This window comes from Kitasatospora sp. NPDC092286, assembly GCF_044755565.1.
GTDB lineage: Bacteria > Actinomycetota > Actinomycetes > Streptomycetales > Streptomycetaceae > Kitasatospora.
In genome coordinates, this window is sequence record NZ_JBIVRD010000008.1 from 135,492 (window position 1) to 151,413 (window position 15,922).

16 protein-coding genes are annotated in these 15,922 nt (G+C 73.5%); 9 read left to right on the forward strand and 7 right to left on the reverse strand.

Annotation, left to right across the window (positions count from 1 at the left end):
* Window positions 1–305: 305 nt before the first annotated feature.
* The 3 genes from ACIQIB_RS10450 to ACIQIB_RS10460 all read right to left on the reverse strand — a co-directional run bounded on the left by ACIQIB_RS10450 (window position 306) and on the right by ACIQIB_RS10460 (window position 3,457).
* Window positions 306–1,208 (reverse strand): 5'-3' exonuclease, encoded by a 903-nt coding sequence (locus ACIQIB_RS10450; RefSeq protein WP_363611358.1) that lies wholly within the window; start codon window positions 1,206–1,208, stop codon window positions 306–308.
* A 58-nt stretch (window positions 1,209–1,266) separates the two neighbouring features.
* Window positions 1,267–2,331, reverse strand: coding sequence for a cation diffusion facilitator family transporter (locus ACIQIB_RS10455; RefSeq protein WP_363611242.1), 1,065 nt, complete (start codon window positions 2,329–2,331; stop codon window positions 1,267–1,269).
* Between the two features lie 382 nt (window positions 2,332–2,713).
* On the reverse strand, window positions 2,714–3,457 hold the full coding sequence (locus ACIQIB_RS10460; protein WP_400757529.1) for a gamma-glutamyl-gamma-aminobutyrate hydrolase family protein: 744 nt from the start codon (window positions 3,455–3,457) through the stop codon (window positions 2,714–2,716).
* Between the two features lie 155 nt (window positions 3,458–3,612).
* Here ACIQIB_RS10460 and ACIQIB_RS10465 point away from each other — a divergent pair, with 155 nt between their 5' ends.
* The 4 genes from ACIQIB_RS10465 to ACIQIB_RS10480 all read left to right on the forward strand — a co-directional run bounded on the left by ACIQIB_RS10465 (window position 3,613) and on the right by ACIQIB_RS10480 (window position 8,421).
* Window positions 3,613–4,998 (forward strand): glutamine synthetase family protein, encoded by a 1,386-nt coding sequence (locus ACIQIB_RS10465; RefSeq protein WP_400653591.1) that lies wholly within the window; start codon window positions 3,613–3,615, stop codon window positions 4,996–4,998.
* Window positions 4,999–5,003: 5 nt separating this feature from the next.
* Window positions 5,004–6,371 carry an aldehyde dehydrogenase family protein gene (locus ACIQIB_RS10470; RefSeq protein ID WP_400653590.1) on the forward strand — a complete coding sequence of 456 codons (1,368 nt, stop codon included), beginning with the start codon at window positions 5,004–5,006 and terminating at the stop codon, window positions 6,369–6,371.
* Between the two features lie 10 nt (window positions 6,372–6,381).
* The gene (locus ACIQIB_RS10475) at window positions 6,382–7,188 is read left to right on the forward strand and encodes a 3-oxoacyl-ACP reductase (protein ID WP_363611250.1); all 807 of its coding nucleotides are present in this window, start codon (window positions 6,382–6,384) and stop codon (window positions 7,186–7,188) included.
* A 111-nt stretch (window positions 7,189–7,299) separates the two neighbouring features.
* Window positions 7,300–8,421: a DUF2510 domain-containing protein gene (locus ACIQIB_RS10480; protein WP_400757530.1), complete on the forward strand. Its 1,122-nt coding sequence runs from the start codon at window positions 7,300–7,302 to the stop codon at window positions 8,419–8,421.
* 136 nt (window positions 8,422–8,557) lie between these two features.
* Here the strand turns inward: ACIQIB_RS10480 and ACIQIB_RS10485 are convergent, their stop codons facing one another.
* From ACIQIB_RS10485 to ACIQIB_RS10495, 3 genes are all read right to left on the reverse strand, one after another.
* Window positions 8,558–9,478 (reverse strand): lytic polysaccharide monooxygenase, encoded by a 921-nt coding sequence (locus tag ACIQIB_RS10485; protein WP_400757531.1) that lies wholly within the window; start codon window positions 9,476–9,478, stop codon window positions 8,558–8,560.
* A gap of 298 nt (window positions 9,479–9,776) precedes the next feature.
* Window positions 9,777–10,220: a hypothetical protein gene (locus tag ACIQIB_RS10490; RefSeq protein WP_400757533.1), complete on the reverse strand. Its 444-nt coding sequence runs from the start codon at window positions 10,218–10,220 to the stop codon at window positions 9,777–9,779.
* Between the two features lie 81 nt (window positions 10,221–10,301).
* On the reverse strand, window positions 10,302–11,549 hold the full coding sequence (locus ACIQIB_RS10495) for an alanine racemase (RefSeq protein WP_400757534.1): 1,248 nt from the start codon (window positions 11,547–11,549) through the stop codon (window positions 10,302–10,304).
* Window positions 11,550–11,649: 100 nt separating this feature from the next.
* Between ACIQIB_RS10495 and ACIQIB_RS10500 the strand changes: the two genes are divergently transcribed.
* Entirely contained in the window at window positions 11,650–12,393 is a 744-nt protein-coding gene (locus ACIQIB_RS10500; RefSeq protein WP_400757536.1) for an SseB family protein, read from the forward strand.
* 83 nt (window positions 12,394–12,476) lie between these two features.
* On the opposite strand, the gene ACIQIB_RS10505 is transcribed toward ACIQIB_RS10500, so the two are convergent.
* Complete coding sequence (locus ACIQIB_RS10505; protein ID WP_363611263.1) at window positions 12,477–12,854, reverse strand: DUF1844 domain-containing protein; 378 nt, start codon at window positions 12,852–12,854, stop codon at window positions 12,477–12,479.
* 476 nt (window positions 12,855–13,330) lie between these two features.
* Between ACIQIB_RS10505 and infC the strand changes: the two genes are divergently transcribed.
* The 4 genes from infC (at window position 13,331) to ACIQIB_RS10525 (ending at window position 15,848) form a co-directional block, all read left to right on the forward strand.
* A complete protein-coding gene (gene infC / locus ACIQIB_RS10510) occupies window positions 13,331–14,056 on the forward strand; it encodes a translation initiation factor IF-3 (protein WP_363611360.1) in 726 nt (241 codons plus the stop codon).
* 142 nt (window positions 14,057–14,198) lie between these two features.
* Window positions 14,199–14,393, forward strand: a complete 195-nt coding sequence (gene rpmI, locus ACIQIB_RS10515; RefSeq protein WP_030055648.1) for a 50S ribosomal protein L35 — start codon at window positions 14,199–14,201, stop codon at window positions 14,391–14,393.
* A 107-nt stretch (window positions 14,394–14,500) separates the two neighbouring features.
* Window positions 14,501–14,896, forward strand: coding sequence for a 50S ribosomal protein L20 (gene rplT, locus ACIQIB_RS10520; protein WP_030055649.1), 396 nt, complete (start codon window positions 14,501–14,503; stop codon window positions 14,894–14,896).
* An 85-nt stretch (window positions 14,897–14,981) separates the two neighbouring features.
* Entirely contained in the window at window positions 14,982–15,848 is an 867-nt protein-coding gene (locus ACIQIB_RS10525; RefSeq protein WP_363611265.1) for an RNA methyltransferase, read from the forward strand.
* Window positions 15,849–15,922 lie beyond the last annotated feature (74 nt).

A 15,922-nucleotide genomic window follows, 5' to 3' on the forward strand; every position in this document is an offset into this window, starting at 1 on the left:
GGCCGGGCCGGCGCTCCGCCCGGGGGGGCGGGGGGTGTTTGTTTTTGGGTGGGCCCCTGCTTTCCTTTTCCGCCCGCCCCGGGGGGGCGGGGGGGGGGGGCCGGGGCCCCCCCCCCCCCCCCGACTCCAAGGGTTCGCCTGTGTGACGGGCCCTGGACCGGTGGACCGCTGTTCTTGACGCGAGCTCAACTATCGGATAGCGGGCGGGAGTTCATCGGCCTGCCGGGAGCGAGGTGTCGAGGACGGCCCTGATCCCCTTGTCCTCGTGCCCAACCGTCCGATCCCGGCCGCCCTCGCGTACGGGTTCAGCGGGTGGCGAGGGCCTCCACGACCCGCTCCAGCGAGGTGCCCAGGCCCCAGCGGGCGGACAGCTCCTCCAGGGTCATCGGGTCCAGCGGCTCGCGCGGCAGGGCGGGGTCGAACTCCGGCAGCGGCGCGTCGGTGGCGACCCGGACCACCGTCGGCGCGACGTCCAGGTAGCCGGCGCCCTCGACGATGTTGCGCCGACGGGCCGGGGTGAGCTTGGAGCCGGCGTCCAGGGCGGCGGCCCGGACGGCGGCGAGGTCCCCGTACTCGTTGATCAGCTGGACGGCCGTCTTCTCCCCGATGCCCTTGACTCCCGGCAGGCCGTCGCTCGGGTCCCCCCGCAGCGCGGCCATGTCGGCGTACCGGGCACCGCGCACGCCGTACTTCTCCAGCAGCAGCGCGTCATCGGTGACCTGTAGGTTCCCCATGCCCTTGACCGGGTAGAGCACGGTGACCGCCCGGGCGTCGTCGACCAGCTGGAACAGGTCGCGGTCCCCGGTGACGATCTGCACCGGGCCGGTGGCGCGGGCGGTGAGGGTGCCGATCACGTCGTCCGCCTCGTAACCGGGGGAGCCGGCCCGGGCGATGCCGAGCGCGTCCAGGACCTGCTCGATCACCGGGACCTGCGGGGCGAGCGTGTCGGGCACCTCCTCCTCGCCGTCCTCGGCCGCCTCGGCGACCCGGTGCGTCTTGTACGAGGGGATGAGGTCCACCCGCCACTGCGGGCGCCAGTCGGCGTCCATGCAGGCGACCAGTTGGTCGGGCCGGTGGTCCTGGACCAGCCGGGCGATGAAGTCCAGCAGGCCCCGGACGGCGTTGACCGGCTCACCCTGCGGGGAGCGCAGGGTGTCCGGCACACCGAAGTAGGCCCGGAAGTACAGGCTGGCGGAGTCGAGCAGCATCAGTCGCGGTGCGGTCACGCCTCAGATCATGCCGTACCGGGCGGACAGCCCGCCGGTTTCAGTGCTGGTGCGGGCCGGCGCGGTGGACCGGACCGTGCGAGTCGGCGCAGTGCTCGGGGTCGGGGCCGCGCCCGGTCGGCGCGGTGATCTGGAGCAGCGCGCCGGCCTCGTCCTCGCCGACATGGTCGACCTGGAGCGTGCTGTGGGTGATCCCGTACTCGCCGGCCAGCCGCCGCTGGAGCTCGCGGCGGACGGCGTGGCAGTCGCCGCCCGGGGTGACCAGGATGTGCGCCGACAGGGCGGGCTGGCCGGAGGTGATCTCCCAGATGTGCAGATCGTGGATCTCCGCCACCAGCGGCTGCGCGACCAGCCGGTCCGCCACGGCGTCCGGGTCGATGCCGGCCGGCGCGGCCTCCAGGAAGATCCGCCCGGAGTCCCGGACCAGGCCGATACCGGCCCGCAGCATCAGCGCGACCACGATCAGCGAGGCGATCGAGTCGGCCCGGACGAAGCCGGTGGTCAGCATGACCACGCCGGCGACGGCGGTGGCGATGAACGCGTACAGGTCGGTGAGCACGTGCTGGAAGGCACCCTCGACGTTGAGCGAGGTGCGGTTGGCCTTCGACATGCACCAGGTGGCGGCCAGGTTGACCACGATCCCGACCAGCGCGGTGACCAGCACCAGCGAGCCCGCCACCTCCGGCGGCTCGAACAGCCGGGTGATCGCCTCGTAGCCGAGCCAGGCGGAGAGCACCAGCAGGGTGACCCCGTTGGCCTGCGCGGAGAGGATCTCGGCGCGCTTGAGCCCGTAGGTGTACCCGCCCCGGGCCGGCCGGGCGGCCAGCCGCATCGCGACCAGGGCGAGCACGATCGAGGCGGCGTCGGTGAGCATGTGCGCGGCGTCCGAGATCAGCGCCAGCGACTTGGCGGCGAAGCCGACCACCACCTCGCCGGCCATGAACACCACGATCAGCGCGAGCGCGCTCAGCAGCCAGCGGCGGTCGGCGTCGGCGGCCACCCCGTGCGAGTGCCCGCCGTGCCCGTGACCGCCGGACGGCTGCCGGTCGGGCGTGTGCCCGTGGTCATGCGCATGATCATCGTGGGAGTGCTCGTACCCGGCCATCGATGTCCTCTCCTGGACGCACGGGGGGTAAGGGGGAAGGGGCGCGACCGCCCTGCACCCGAAGTGAACCGCAGATCGGACGGAGATCCAAAGGCTGTACTGGTGACCGTTGTCGTTGCCGTCGCGGCACCTCGCTCCGGTAGGGCCACGCCGCCGCTGAGCAGGGGAGGAACCGCCATGAGGGGCGCCGGACCGCTCGGCCCGGCGACGATCGCCGCCCCGCTCGGCCACGGCCGGCGGCGGGAGGCGCCGCCCCGGCCGGTCGCGGCCCGCCGGGGCGTGGTGCCCACGCTGCTCGCCGCCGGCGCGGCCGGGGTGCCCGCCACCCCGGCGGGCCCGCCCCAGGCCCACCCCCGGCCCGCCGCCCGTTCCGCGCCGGGCCTCAGCCCAGCGCCGCCTCCACGGCCTCCAGCGGCACCGAACGCGCCGCCGTCGCCGCCCGTACCAGCGCCTGCATCACCCGCAGGTCGTCGCCCTGCTCCGGGTGCCACTGCACGCCCAGCGCGAAGCCCGGGCCCTCCACCGCCTCGGCCGTGCCGTCCGGCGCGTGCGCGCTCACCCGCAGCCCCGAGCCCAGCCGGTCCACCGCCTGGTGGTGGAAGGTCGGCACGGTCAGCTCGCTCTCCGGCAGCAGCCCGCCCAGCAGCGTCCCCGGCACCGGCCGTACGGCGTGCTCCCGGTACCGGCCGGGCGAGCCGCCGTGCACGTCCGGGGTGACCACGTCCGGGAGGTGCTGCACCAGCGAGCCGCCGCACACCACGTTGAGCACCTGCATGCCCCGGCAGATGCCCAGCAGCGGGATGCCCGCGGCCAGCGCGGCCCGGACCAGCGCCGACTCCCACTGGTCCCGCTCCGGAGCGTCCGCCTCCGTCGACGGGTGCGGAGGCTGCCCGTAGTACGCCGGGTCGATGTCCGGCCCGCCCGCGATGACCAGCGCGTCCAGCCGGGCGAGCACCTCCGGCGCGCGCTCCGGGGCGTCCGGCGGCAGCAGCACCGCGATCCCGCCCGAATCCCGCACGTACGCGGTGTACCGCTCGGGGACCAACGCCACCCGGCGATCCCGCCAGTCGCTCCAACTCGCGTCCACCACGTAGGTGCTGACGCCGATGAAAGGCCTGCGATCCATGGCGCGCATTCTCCTCCCGCACCACCTGATAACCCGTCAATCCGGGCTCTCGGCGCGCCACACCCGCCCGCCCTCTTCCGCGCTGTCAGGGGCAGGCCGTACGGTTCGCTGTGACCGACCGATCTCGCAGAGTGATCGAGGAGGAGGGTTCCGCCATGCCCGACCACGCCACCGCGGGCGCGCCGCCGCGCCCGCCGCTCACCCTGGACGAACTGCGCACGCTGGTCGACGCCGGCGAGATCCACACCGTCGCGCTCGCCTTCACCGACATGCAGGGCCGCCTCCAGGGCAAGCGCTTCGCCGCCCGCTTCTTCCTCGACGAGGTCGCCGAACACGGCGCCGAGGCCTGCGACTACCTGCTGGCCGTCGACATCGACCTCAACACCGTCGACGGCTACGCCCTCTCCTCCTGGGAGAGCGGCTACGGCGACTTCGCGATGCGCCCCGACCTCGCCACCCTCCGGCGCACCCCCTGGCAGCCCGGCACCGCCCAGGTCACCGCCGACCTCGCCCGGCACGGCGGCCACCCCGTCGCCGCCGCGCCCCGCCAGCTGCTCCGCCGCCAGATCGAGCGCCTCGCCGAGCACGGACTCGCCGCCGACATCGGCACCGAGCTGGAGTTCCTGGTCTTCCGCGACACCTACGAACAGGCCTGGCTCGGCGGCTACCGCGGCCTCACCCCGGCCAACCAGTACAACGTCGACTACTCACTGCTCGGCACCGCCCGGGTCGAGCCGCTGCTCGCCCGGATCCGCAACGAGATGGCCGGCGCCGGGCTCGTCGTCGAGTCCGCCAAGGGCGAGTGCAACCTCGGCCAGCACGAGATCGCCTTCCGCTACGCCGACGCCCTCACCACCTGCGACCAGCACAGCGTCTACAAGACCGGAGCCAAGGAGATCGCCGCCCAACAGGGCTGCGCGCTCACCTTCATGGCGAAGTACGACGAGCGCGAGGGCAACAGCTGCCACATCCACCTCTCCCTGCGCGACGCCGACGGCGCCCCGGCCTTCGCCGGCCGCGACGGGCGGATGACCGACACCATGCGGCACTTCCTCGCCGGACAGCTCACCGCGCTGCGCGAGTTCGGCCTGCTCTACGCGCCCAACATCAACTCCTACAAGCGCTACCGGCCCGGCTCCTTCGCCCCGACCGCCGTCGCCTGGGGCCGGGACAACCGCACCTGCGCCTACCGCGTCGTCGGCCGCGGCCCCGGCCTGCGGATGGAGAACCGCGTCCCCGGCGGCGACGTCAACCCGTATCTCGCCGTGGCCGGAATGATCGCCGCCGGGCTGCACGGCCTTCGGCAGAAGCTCGACCTGCCCGCCCCCTGCCTCGGTAACGCCTACGCCGCCGACGAGTACGCCCGGGTGCCCGGCTCGCTGCGCGAGGCCGCCGGCCTCTGGGCGGAGAGCGAACTCGCCCGCGCCGCGTTCGGCGACGACGTGGTCGAGCACTACCTCCACATGGCCCGGGTCGAACAGGCCGCCTACGACGGCGCCGTCACCGACTGGGAGCGCTACCGATCCTTCGAGCGGATGTGAGCACCATGCCCGAGCCCACCGCCAGCACCGTCCTCAACCCCGCCACCGGCGAGCCGCTCGCCACCGTCCCCGACACCACCCCCGAGCAGCTCGACGCCGCCGTCCAGCGCGCCCTCAAGGCCCAGCAGGGCTGGGCCGCCCTCGCCCCGGGCGAACGCGCCCGGCTGCTGCGCCGCTTCGCCGACCAGGTCGAGGTGCACATCCCCGAACTCGCCGCCCTGGAGGTGCGCGAGGCCGGCCACACCCTCGGCAACGCCCGCTGGGAGGCCGGCAACGTCCGCGACCTGCTGGAGTACGCGGCCGGGGGAGTGGAACGGCTGACCGGCCGGCAGATCCCGGTGGCGGGCGGCCTGAACGTCACCTTCCACGAGCCGGTCGGCGTGGTCGGCGTGATCGCCCCGTGGAACTTCCCGATGCCGATCGCCGCCTGGGGCTTCGCGCCCGCCCTCGCCGCAGGCAACGCCGTCCTGCTCAAGCCCGCCGAGGCCACCCCGCTCACCGCCCTGCGGCTGGCCGAACTCGCCCTCGCCGCCGGGCTGCCCGAAGGCCTGTTCCAGGTCGTCCCCGGCGCCGGCCCCGTCACCGGGCGGGCCCTGGTCGACCACCCGGCCGTCCGCGGGATCGTCTTCACCGGCTCGACCGTGGTCGGCAAGGAGGTCGCCGCCCGGTGCGCCGCCCGCGCCAAGCGGGTCACCCTCGAACTCGGCGGCAAGAGCCCCAACATCGTCTTCGCCGACGCCGATCTCGCCCGCGCCGCCGACCCGATGTCCTTCCTCGACAACAGCGGCCAGGACTGCTGCGCCCGCAGCCGGATCCTGGTCCAGCGCGAGGCCCTCGACGACTTCCTCGCCCTGCTGCTGCCCGCCGTCGAGGCCGTCCGCACCGGGGACCCGGCCGACCCGGACACCCGGCTCGGGCCGCTGATCTCCGCCGCCCAGGTCCGCCGGGTCGCCTCCTACGTCACCCCCGACCTGCCGGTGCTCGCCCGCGGCCGGGTGCCCGACGGCCCCGGGTTCTGGTACCCGCCGACGGTCCTCGCGCCCACCGACCCGGACGTGCCCGCCGTCACCGAGGAGATCTTCGGCCCGGTCGCCGTCGTCCTGCCCTTCGACGGCGAGGCGGACGCCCTGCGGCTCGCCAACGCCACCCGCTACGGCCTCTCCGGCTCCATCTGGACCAGGGACCTCGGCCGGGCGCTGCGCCTGGCCCGGGGCGTCGCGGCGGGCAACCTCTCGGTCAACTCCCATTCCTCGGTGCGGTACTGGACGCCGTTCGGGGGCTTCGGCGAGTCCGGCGTGGGCCGGGAGCTGGGGCCGGACGCGCTGGCCCACTTCACCGAGACCAAGAACGTCTTCATCCGGAGCGAGGAGTAGGGGACCAGCCATGACCGAGAAGCCCGCCACCACCGGGAAGGACGCGCCGGTCTGCCGGCGCCTGGTCGGCCGCACCGCCGTGATCACCGGCGCGGGCAGCGGCATCGGTCTGGCCGCCGCCCGCCGGCTCGCCGCCGAGGGCGCCAAGGTGGTCTGCGCCGACATCGACGAGAGCAGTGGCAAGGCGGCCGCCCAGGAGGTCGGCGGCCTCTTCGTGCACACCGACGTCACCGACCCGTACATGGTCGAGGCGCTGTTCGACCAGGCCTACGAGACGTACGGCGGCGTGGACGTGGCGTTCAACAACGCGGGGATCTCACCGCCGGAGGACGACTCCATCCTGACCACCGGCCTGGAGGCCTGGCGGCGGGTGCAGGAGGTCAACCTCACCTCCGTCTACCTGTGCTGCAAGGCCGCGTTGCCGTACATGCGCCGGCACGGGCGCGGCTCGATCATCAACACCGCCAGCTTCGTGGCCCGGATGGGCGCGGCCACCTCGCAGATCTCCTACACCGCCTCCAAGGGCGGGGTGCTGGCGATGTCCCGGGAGCTGGGGGTGCAGTTCGCCCGCGAGGGGATCCGGGTGAACGCGCTCTCGCCGGGGCCGGTGGACACCCCGCTGCTGCGGGAGCTGTTCGCCAAGGACCCGGAGCGGGCGGCCCGCCGGCTGGTGCACATCCCGCTCGGCCGGTTCGCCCGGGCCGAGGAGATCGCGGCCGCCGTCGCCTTTCTGGCGAGCGACGACTCCTCCTTCATCACGGCGAGCGAGTTCCTGGTCGACGGCGGGATCGCGGGGGCGTACGTCACCCCGCTGTAGGCGGCGGCGCGGGGCCGCCCGGCGGGTTCTCACCGTAATCTCATCGAAAAACCCCGGAATTCGCGGTCCCGCTGATATCGCGTTTATCCGCGTGCCTTTAGATTCTCTGTCGTGAGTGAGCAGATTCCCGCCGGGTGGTACCCGGACCCGAAGGACACCACCAGCGACCCGAGACCGCAGCGCTGGTGGGACGGCAAGGGCTGGACGGCCAGTACCCGGCCCGCACCCTCGGACGCGCCGGCCCCGGTACCCCCGGTGGCGGACGCTCCGGGGCCGGACGCGACCGCCGAGACCCGGGTGCTGGAGGGGGAGGTGCTGGAGAGCGGGCCGACGGTCCGCCATCCCGGGCCGCCCCCCTTCGGCGCCGCCTACGGCGCCGCGGTGCCGCCCGCGCCCAGGCCCCGGCGCAAGCCCTCCAAGCTCGTGGTCGCGGCCACCGTGGCGGCGGTGCTCGGACTGGGCGTCGGGTCCGGGGTCACCTACCTGGCGATGGACGGGCACGGCGACCGGGCGCCCCACCGCACCGCTCGGCAGGCCCCGCCGTACGGCGGGAACGGCCCCGGGGACGGCCAGCCCGGCAACGGAGGCAACGGCAACGGGGGTGGCAGCAACGGGGGTGGCAGCAACGGCGGTGGCAGCAACGGGAACGGCAAGGGCAACGGGAACGGGAACGGCAAGGGCGGCCCGCTGTCCGGCAGCGGGATCGCCCCCGACCTGGTGAACCGGATCACCCTGCCCGTCCCCTCCGGCTGGGAGGGCGGCACCACCACCGACGGCTTCGCCGCGCTCAGCGTCGGCTCCTACACCTGCGAGGGCGGCGGCAGTTGCTCGCTCGGCGGGGCCAACACCGGCCAGATCTCCGGCGGCGGCACCGACGTCCAGGCGGCGGCCAAGGCGGACATCGAGAAGGCGGCCAAGGACTCCTACAACGACATCAACTCCCACGAGGAGCTGAAGTCCGAGGCGGTCAAGGTCGACGGCCGCGACGGCTACCTGGTCCGCTGGAAGGTCGACGCGGCCAAGGGCAACGACGGCTACGTCCAGACCGTGGTCTTCCCGTCCGCCGACGGCAAGTCGCTGGTCTCCGTCCACCTGGGCTTCGACATCGCCGCCAAGGCGCCCGACGTCTCCGTGATGGACACCATCGTCAAGGGCATCGCCGACTACAGCGGCAAGATCCCCGCCTTCCCCGGCGGCGGCGCCGGCCCCGACGGCGGCACCGCCACCACCTGACCGCACCGCTCAGCTCACGCACGGCGGCCCACCCGGAAGGATCCGGGTGGGCCGCCGTCGTTCGGGTCTGCCTACGGGCTGGCGGGGGCCGGACCGTCCGGGGGTTGGCGGGCGGTCCGACCCCGGCCTCCGGCGGTCAGAAGTCGCGTCGAACAGCCTCGATGCGACGGCGCCGGAGCACCATGCCGGCCCAGCCGACGCTGATCGCGGCGGCACCGCTCAGCAGCAGCGGACCGGTGGGCGAGCTGCCGACGGCGGCGCTGGAGGTCGGAACCACCGCGCCGGCCGGCTCGTTCTGGTCGCCGCCGTGCCCGTGGTGGGCGACGGTGGACTTGGGCGCGTCCGCGGCGATCTGCTGCTCGCTCGGCGCGGCCGGAGCCTGCGCGGACAGTGCCGAGACGGCCTGGCCGGCCGCGGCGGGCTGGCCGAAGTCGACGTCGGAGCAGCTGTAGAACGCCTCCGGGCTGTCGCTGCGCTGCCACACCATGTAGAGCAGCTGACGGCCGGTGCGCTGCGGCAGCGTGCCGGTGTAGTTGTAGTAGCCGTCGGTGGGGTTGCGGGTGACCGGCACCTGGGCGACCGGGGTCGGGTCCAGGTCGGACCACTTCAGCGGCTTGGTCGGGTCGTAGCCCGGCTTGGTGATGTAGACCGTCTGGGTGCCGACGTGGGCCGCGGTGACGCGGAACTTGAAGTCGAAGCTGCCCGCGTGCACGGGGGTGGCGGGCCAGTCGGTCCGCGGCATGTCGAGCGCCTTGTACTTGTCGCGGTTGGCCGAGCAGAGCTTGCCGTCCGGGATCAGCGCCTGGTGGTTGCCGTTCGCGTTGGCGATGTTGACCTCGTTCCAGTCGTACAGCGGCTGGGTGCCGCTCATCGCGACGAGGTCCTTGCAGACCTGGGACTTGGGGGTCTCCGGGCCTTCGGCGTAGCAGGCCGCGACGCGGCTGACCGGGTTGGTCATGGTGCCGTGGGCGCTGGCGGTGCCGGCGGTGGATGCCGCCACGGCGAGGAATGCGGCGCCGATGACGCCGACGGACAGGGCACTTCGCTTGATGGACATGGGGTGGGGACTCCTTGACCGTGTTCCGGGCCGAGGTTGTGGGGGGAACGAACGGGCACGTCTGCCCGGGGGCCGTCGGCCCGGCGCGCCGACCCCCGGCTGAGCGTATGATTGGACTAGACCAACTGGCAATAGCCCGTTGTGTCGCACTTTTTGACGGACTGTAGTCGTACGAGCGGTGCAAAGGCCCGACAGGTCGGCGAAGTTAGCCGTTCCATCGGGCCTTCTTAAGGCTCGGAAAAGGTGTCGGGCCTGAACGGCCCCCGGCGGCCCGGGATATCCCCGGGGCGCCCCCGGCTCAGTGCCGCGGCCGGTGGCCGCCCGGTACCTGGCCGATGGCCAGTCCGTTCACCGTGTGCGCCTGGACCACGGTGCCGTCGTGCACCGTCCCGCCGCTGATCACGTTGTGCACCGCGGCGCCCTCGCCGGTCCGGGTGGCGGGCGCGAACTCGTCCAGGATCGACCGGAGTTCGGCCGCCGCCTCCGGGTTCTGGCGGATCATCCGGCGGAGCCGGCCGCGAAGCTCGGCGGCGTGGTCGGCGAGCACCTCGTCGTCGCCGTCCGCCTCGACCACCTCGCCCCGGATCACCTCCAGCTCGGCGCTCACCTCCGCGACGTCCCGGCCCCGCCCCAGCAGCGTCGCGAGACGCGAACGCACCTGCGTCCAGGCCTCGGTGGCCATCAGTCCGACCACCGTCGTGGCACCCGACGTCACCAGCTGCTGCACGATCTCGGCCTCCACAGCTGCCCCCTCTGGTCGCTTGCGGTTCCCGCTTATACCACGGTAGAGCACCCGCCCGACCGGCGCGCCGGCCCGGACCGTTCAGAGGAAGGTTTTCCGCTCGCCCCGGTAGGTCGGGGCGGTGCGCACCACCCGGTCGCCCTCGATCAGGTGCAGCTCGGCGAAGCGCTCGCAGAGTTCACCCGCCTTGGCGTGCCGGAACCAGACCCGGTCGCCGATCAGCAGGTCGTCGGCGGCCGCACCGAGCAGTGGGGTCTGCACCTCGCCGGCGCCCTCCATCGGGTCGTAGCGCAGCCCCGGCGGAAGCCAGGGCACCGGCGAGCGGTCCGGGCCGGCCGCGCCGGAGGCCGGGTAGCCGCCGCCGAGCACCGTCACCACGCCGACGCCGGGCCGGCGCACCACCGGCTGGCCGAACAGCGCGGCCGGCCTGCCGTGGAACGAGCGGTAGTTGTCGAACAGCCGTGGTTGGTACAGTCCGGAGCCGGCCGCCACCTCGGTGACCGCCGGCTCCGCCGCGGTCGACTCCACGCTGCCGGTACCGCCGCCGTTGACGAACTCCAGTTCCGCGACCTGCCGCAGCCGTCGGACCGCCGCCGCGCGCCGCTCGGCCAGCTCGGCCCGGGCCGCGGACTGCATCAGCCGGATCAGCCGCGAGCGCACCGGCCGCCCGGGCGCCCGGTCGCCCACCCCGGCGACGTGCCCCTCGTACGCCATCAGCCCCACCACCCGGAATCCCGGGCGGAGCTGGACGAGTTCGGCGAACGCGGCCAGGTCCTCGGGCGTGCGCAGCGGCGAGCGCCGGGCGCCGACCCGGATCCGCCCGCCGAGCAGGTGCAGCGCGGTGTCCAGCTCCAGGCAGACCCGCACCTCGGCGTCGCCGGCCCGGGCGGCGTCGATCAGGTCGAGCTGGGCCGGGTCGTCCAGCAGGACGGTGACGGCGGCGGCCGGCCCGGGGTCGGCGGTCAGTTCGGCGAAACCGGCCCGGTCGGCGGAGGGGTAGGCGAGCAGGATGTCGCGCAGGCCCGAGCGGGCCAGCCAGAGCGACTCGGCGAGGGTGAAGCTCATCACCCCGGCGAAGCCGTCCATCGCCAGCACCCGCTCCAGCAGGGCCCGGCAGCGAACCGACTTGCTGGCCACCCGGACCGGCTTCCCGGCGGCCCGGCGCACCAGGTCGGCGGCGTTGGCGTCGAAGGCCGCGAGGTCGACGACGGCCACCGGCCCGTCCAGATGGGCGGTGGCCCGGTCGTACCGGGCCCGGTCGGCACTCGGCGAGCCGGCCGGGACGGTGGCGGGGACGGCGGGGGCGGCAGCGACATCGGGCGTGGCCATGCGCGCAGACTGCCACACCCCTCCTACCGGTGGGTAGGGGTGCGACGGCGTCCGCCGACCTCCGCGGGCCGCGGGTGTGAGGTGGCATAGGGTCGGCCGCGTGGACCGCAAGAACATCCCGAACCCAGGATTCGCCGGAGACGACGGCACCGCCGACCCGGCGCTCGTCGAGGCGCTCGCGCGCTGGTCGCAGGGCGACACGGCCGAACCGGAGCTGCTCGCGGCGCTGACGCAGACCCGGCTGATGGTCCCGATCGTCGCCATCCTCGGTGAGGTGGAGCTGGACGAGAACGGGCTCAAGCGCGAGAAGACCAGCGACATGGCCGTCCCGGTGATCGAGGCCGCCGACGGCCGCCGGGCCCTGCCGGCCTTCACCTCGCTGGAGACCCTGGCCCGCTGGCGCGCCGACGCCCGCCCGGCTCCGGTCGCCGCGCCGCAGGCCGCGATGGTGGCCTTCTCCGAGCGGGCCGACACCCTGCTGATCGACCCGGCCGGCCCGGTCACGTACCGGCTGAGCGGTGCCCGGCTGCGCGCGCTGGCGGAGAACCGCCCGTACCTGCCGCCGGTGCGCGACCCCGAGGTGCGGGAGGCCGTCCGGGCGCTGCTGGCGGCCGAGCCGCAGGTGGTGAGCGGTCTGCTGGCGCCGTACGAGGACGGGGACGGGCTGCTCGCGGTGGTGCTGGACCCGGCCCTGGACCAGCCGTCCGTGCAGGAGGCCGCGCAGCGGGTCGGGCAGGCCGTCGCGGCCGACCCGGTGCTGCGGGTGCGGCTCGACCGGGGCCTGAGCCTGGCCGTGCTGCCGACGGACGCGCAGCTGCCCGGCGAACCGCTCTACCGGCGGTAGCGCGCACCCCGCGCCTCCCGCTCCGAATACGAAGGTGCCCCCTCGGTTTCGAGGGGGCACCTTCGTATTCGGAGCGGGAGGGCTCAGGCGTAGACCGGCCCGGTGAACTTCTCGCCCGGGCCCGCGCCCGGCGCGTCCGGGACGAGGGAGGCCTCGCGGAAGGCCAGCTGGAGCGACTTCAGGCCGTCCCGCAGCGGCGCGGCGTGGAAGTTGCTGATCTCGGGGGCGCCGGCGGTGACCAGCCCGGCCAGCGCGGTGATCAGCTTGCGCGCCTCGTCGAGGTCCTTGTCCGCCTCGCCGCCCTCGGCCAGGCCGCACTTGACGGCGGCGGCGCTCATCAGGTGCACCGCGACGGTGGTGATCACCTCGACGGCCGGGACCTCGGCGATGTCCCGGGTGAGGTCGTCGAAGCCGATCGCGTCGTCGTCCGCGGCGGGGTTCTTGGTGGGCTCGCTGCTCAAGGGTGGCTCGTTCCGTCGTGCCGGTGTAGATACCGTGCCGGTGTAGATACACAGGGAGCGTACAAGGGGGCGCGCGAAGGGGCGGAATGGCGTTCGACCGGGCGGCACGGTAAGCTTCGAGACTGACCGGCCAGGAGTCCTCAGGACGCCGGGCCAGCAAGTGGAGGCTCCACCCAGGAGGCCCCGAGGGGCAATCCCGAAAGTCTCCCACCTGATCGGCTTCACCGTCGACGGGTCCGGTCCGCGACGGGCGCCCAGGCGCCGAGTCGCCCGCAGTGCCCCTCACCGGGCACCGCCCCCGGTTGTGTGGAGCCCCGCTTGTACCGAGCGGGGCTTTTTTCGTGTCGCGGTGCATGCAGTGCCTAGCAGCAAGTCAGGCAGCGCAGCACGAATGAAGCCCCGCCCAGTGGTCGAGTCCACTACGTGCGACCGCCGTCCGACGGCCGCATCGCAGAAGGTGCAACCGAGGAGGCCCCATCAGCACCGAGCCCCGCATCAACGACCGGATTCGCGTCCCCGAGGTGCGACTCGTCGGTCCCAGCGGCGAGCAGGTCGGCATCGTGCCGCTTGCCAAGGCGCTGGAGCTCGCGCAGGAGTACGACCTCGACCTGGTCGAGGTCGCGGCGACCGCCCGGCCGCCGGTGTGCAAGCTCATGGACTACGGCAAGTTCAAGTACGAGTCGGCCATGAAGGCCCGTGAGGCGCGCAAGAACCAGGCGCACACGGTCATCAAGGAGATGAAGCTCCGGCCGAAGATCGACCCGCACGACTATGACACCAAGAAGGGTCACGTCGTCCGGTTCCTCAAGCAGGGCGACAAGGTCAAGATCACGATCATGTTCCGCGGTCGTGAGCAGTCCCGCCCCGAGCTGGGCTTCCGACTGCTGCAGCGGCTGGCGAACGACGTCCAGGACCTGGGCTTCGTGGAGTCCTCGGCCAAGCAGGACGGCCGAAACATGATCATGGTTCTTGGCCCGCACAAGAAGAAGACCGAGGCGATGGCCGAGGCCCGCGCGCTCGCGGACGCCCGCAAGGCCGAGCGTCAGGGCCGCACCGTCGGCTCCGACGACGACGCCGCGGCCGACGACGCGGCGCTCGAGGCCGAGAACGCCGCGGCCGAGGCGGAGGCGGACGCCGACGAGGCCGACGTCGAGGACGCCGCCGAGGTCGAGCAGCCGGCCGAGGCCTCCCAGGACGCCTGAGCCGTAACGGCCAGGGCGGCCCGGGAGACCGGCCACCAGAGGTGACGGGGCGTCCCGCCCGGTCACCGCAGATCCATCCAGTTCACGCCCGCGCGGCGCAATCCGCGCGGGCGTGGGCGGACCGACGAGGAGATACGGCGAAATGCCGAAGCAGAAGACGCACAGTGGCGCCAGCAAGCGCTTCAAGATCAGTGGCTCTGGCAAGGTGCTGCGCGAGCGCGCCGGCCGCCGCCACCTCCTGGAGCACAAGCCCTCGACGCTGACCCGCAAGCTGGCCGGGACCGTCGAGCTGGCCCCCGCTGACGCCAAGAAGATCAAGAAGCTTCTCGGCAAGTGATCGCCCTCCCGCCCGGCGCGAGCCGAGCGGGGCAGCTGATCCTTCCCGACCCATTCGAATGACGGACCACGTGAAGTAGTCCGTGGTCCAACCCAAGGAGTAATCAAGTGGCACGCGTCAAGCGGGCAGTCAACGCCCACAAGAAGCGCCGGGTCATCCTGGAGCGCGCCAGCGGCTACCGTGGCCAGCGTTCGCGCCTGTACCGCAAGGCCAAGGAGCAGGTCACCCACTCGCTGGTCTACAACTTCAACGACCGCAAGAAGCGCAAGGGCGACTTCCGTCAGCTGTGGATCCAGCGCATCAACGCTGCGGCCCGTGCCAACGGCATCACCTACAACCGCTTTGTGCAGGGCCTGAAGGCCGCCAGCGTCGAGATCGACCGCAAGATGCTGGCCGACCTCGCCGTCAACGACCCGGGCGCGTTCGCCTCGCTCGTCGAGGTGGCCCAGAAGGCGCTGCCGGCCGACGTCAACGCCCCGAAGGCCGCCGCCGACGCCGCCTGATCTTCCTGGATCAGTTGAGCTGACCGGACCCGCAGGCTCTCCCTGCGGGTCCGGTTTTGCTTTCCTCCGCCACAGAGACGAGACCATGCAGAGCACCGACACCCCCCTGCTCACCTCCCTGCGCTCGCCCCGCGTCGTCGCCGCCCGCCGGCTCGCCAAGCGCAACCAGCGGAGCAAGGACCGCCGCTTCCTGGCCGAGGGCCCGCAGGCCGTCCGCGAGGCGGTCGCGTTCGGGAGGCTGCCGGGCTCGTCCGACCACGCCGTGGTCGAGGTGTACGCCACCCTGGAGGCCGCCGAGCGGCACGCCGGCATCGTCGCCGCCGCCGAGGCCGAGGGCCTGCCGGTGCTCACCGCCACCGACGAGGTGATCGCGGAGATCTGCGACACCGTGACGCCGCAGGGCATCGTGGCGCTCTGCCGCTTCATCGACACCCCGTTCGACGAGGTGCTCAGGGCCCGCCCCCGGCTGGTCGCCGTCCTCGCCCACGTCCGTGACCCCGGCAACGCCGGCACCGTGCTGCGCACCGCCGACGCGGCCGGCGCGGACGCCGTGGTGCTCACCGACGCTTCGGTGGACCTGTACAACCCGAAGGCCGTCCGGGCCTCGGTCGGCAGCCTGTTCCACCTCCCGGTCGCCGTCGGCGTGCCGGTCGAGGAGGCGGTCGGCCGGCTGCGCGAGGCCGGCGTCAGGGTGCTCGCCGCGGACGGCGCGGGGGAGCGCGACCTGGATCAGGAACTGGACGAGGGCACCCTGGGCGCGCCCGGCGCATGGGTGTTCGGCAACGAGGCCTGGGGGCTTCCGGAGGAGACCCGCGCGCTCACCGACGAGGTGGTGCGGGTGCCGATCCACGGGCACGCCGAGAGCCTCAACCTGGCCACCGCCGCCGCCGTCTGCCTCTACGCCTCGGCCCGGGCGCAGCGCTCGCCCGGCGGGTGTCGCGCGCAGGCGTAGGGCACGCCCCGCGAGCCCCCGGAAGTCGCGATCGCGACGCCGCGGGCCCTACTGCGGGGGGCCGCGAGACGCTA

What these genes read in the sequence shown, in the direction of transcription:
- ACIQIB_RS10450 (WP_363611358.1), bottom strand. Translation starts at nt 1,208, where the DNA reads ATGCTGCTCGACTCCGCCAGCCTGTACTTCCGGGCCTACTTCGGTGTG.
- ACIQIB_RS10525 (WP_363611265.1), top strand. Translation starts at nt 14,982, where the DNA reads ATGCAGAGCACCGACACCCCCCTGCTCACCTCCCTGCGCTCGCCCCGC.
- rpmI (WP_030055648.1), top strand. Translation starts at nt 14,199, where the DNA reads ATGCCGAAGCAGAAGACGCACAGTGGCGCCAGCAAGCGCTTCAAGATC.
- ACIQIB_RS10465 (WP_400653591.1), top strand. Translation starts at nt 3,613, where the DNA reads ATGCCCGACCACGCCACCGCGGGCGCGCCGCCGCGCCCGCCGCTCACC.
- ACIQIB_RS10470 (WP_400653590.1), top strand. Translation starts at nt 5,004, where the DNA reads ATGCCCGAGCCCACCGCCAGCACCGTCCTCAACCCCGCCACCGGCGAG.
- ACIQIB_RS10495 (WP_400757534.1), bottom strand. Translation starts at nt 11,549, where the DNA reads ATGGCCACGCCCGATGTCGCTGCCGCCCCCGCCGTCCCCGCCACCGTC.
- ACIQIB_RS10455 (WP_363611242.1), bottom strand. Translation starts at nt 2,331, where the DNA reads ATGGCCGGGTACGAGCACTCCCACGATGATCATGCGCATGACCACGGG.
- ACIQIB_RS10475 (WP_363611250.1), top strand. Translation starts at nt 6,382, where the DNA reads ATGACCGAGAAGCCCGCCACCACCGGGAAGGACGCGCCGGTCTGCCGG.
- ACIQIB_RS10460 (WP_400757529.1), bottom strand. Translation starts at nt 3,457, where the DNA reads ATGGATCGCAGGCCTTTCATCGGCGTCAGCACCTACGTGGTGGACGCG.
- ACIQIB_RS10485 (WP_400757531.1), bottom strand. Translation starts at nt 9,478, where the DNA reads ATGTCCATCAAGCGAAGTGCCCTGTCCGTCGGCGTCATCGGCGCCGCA.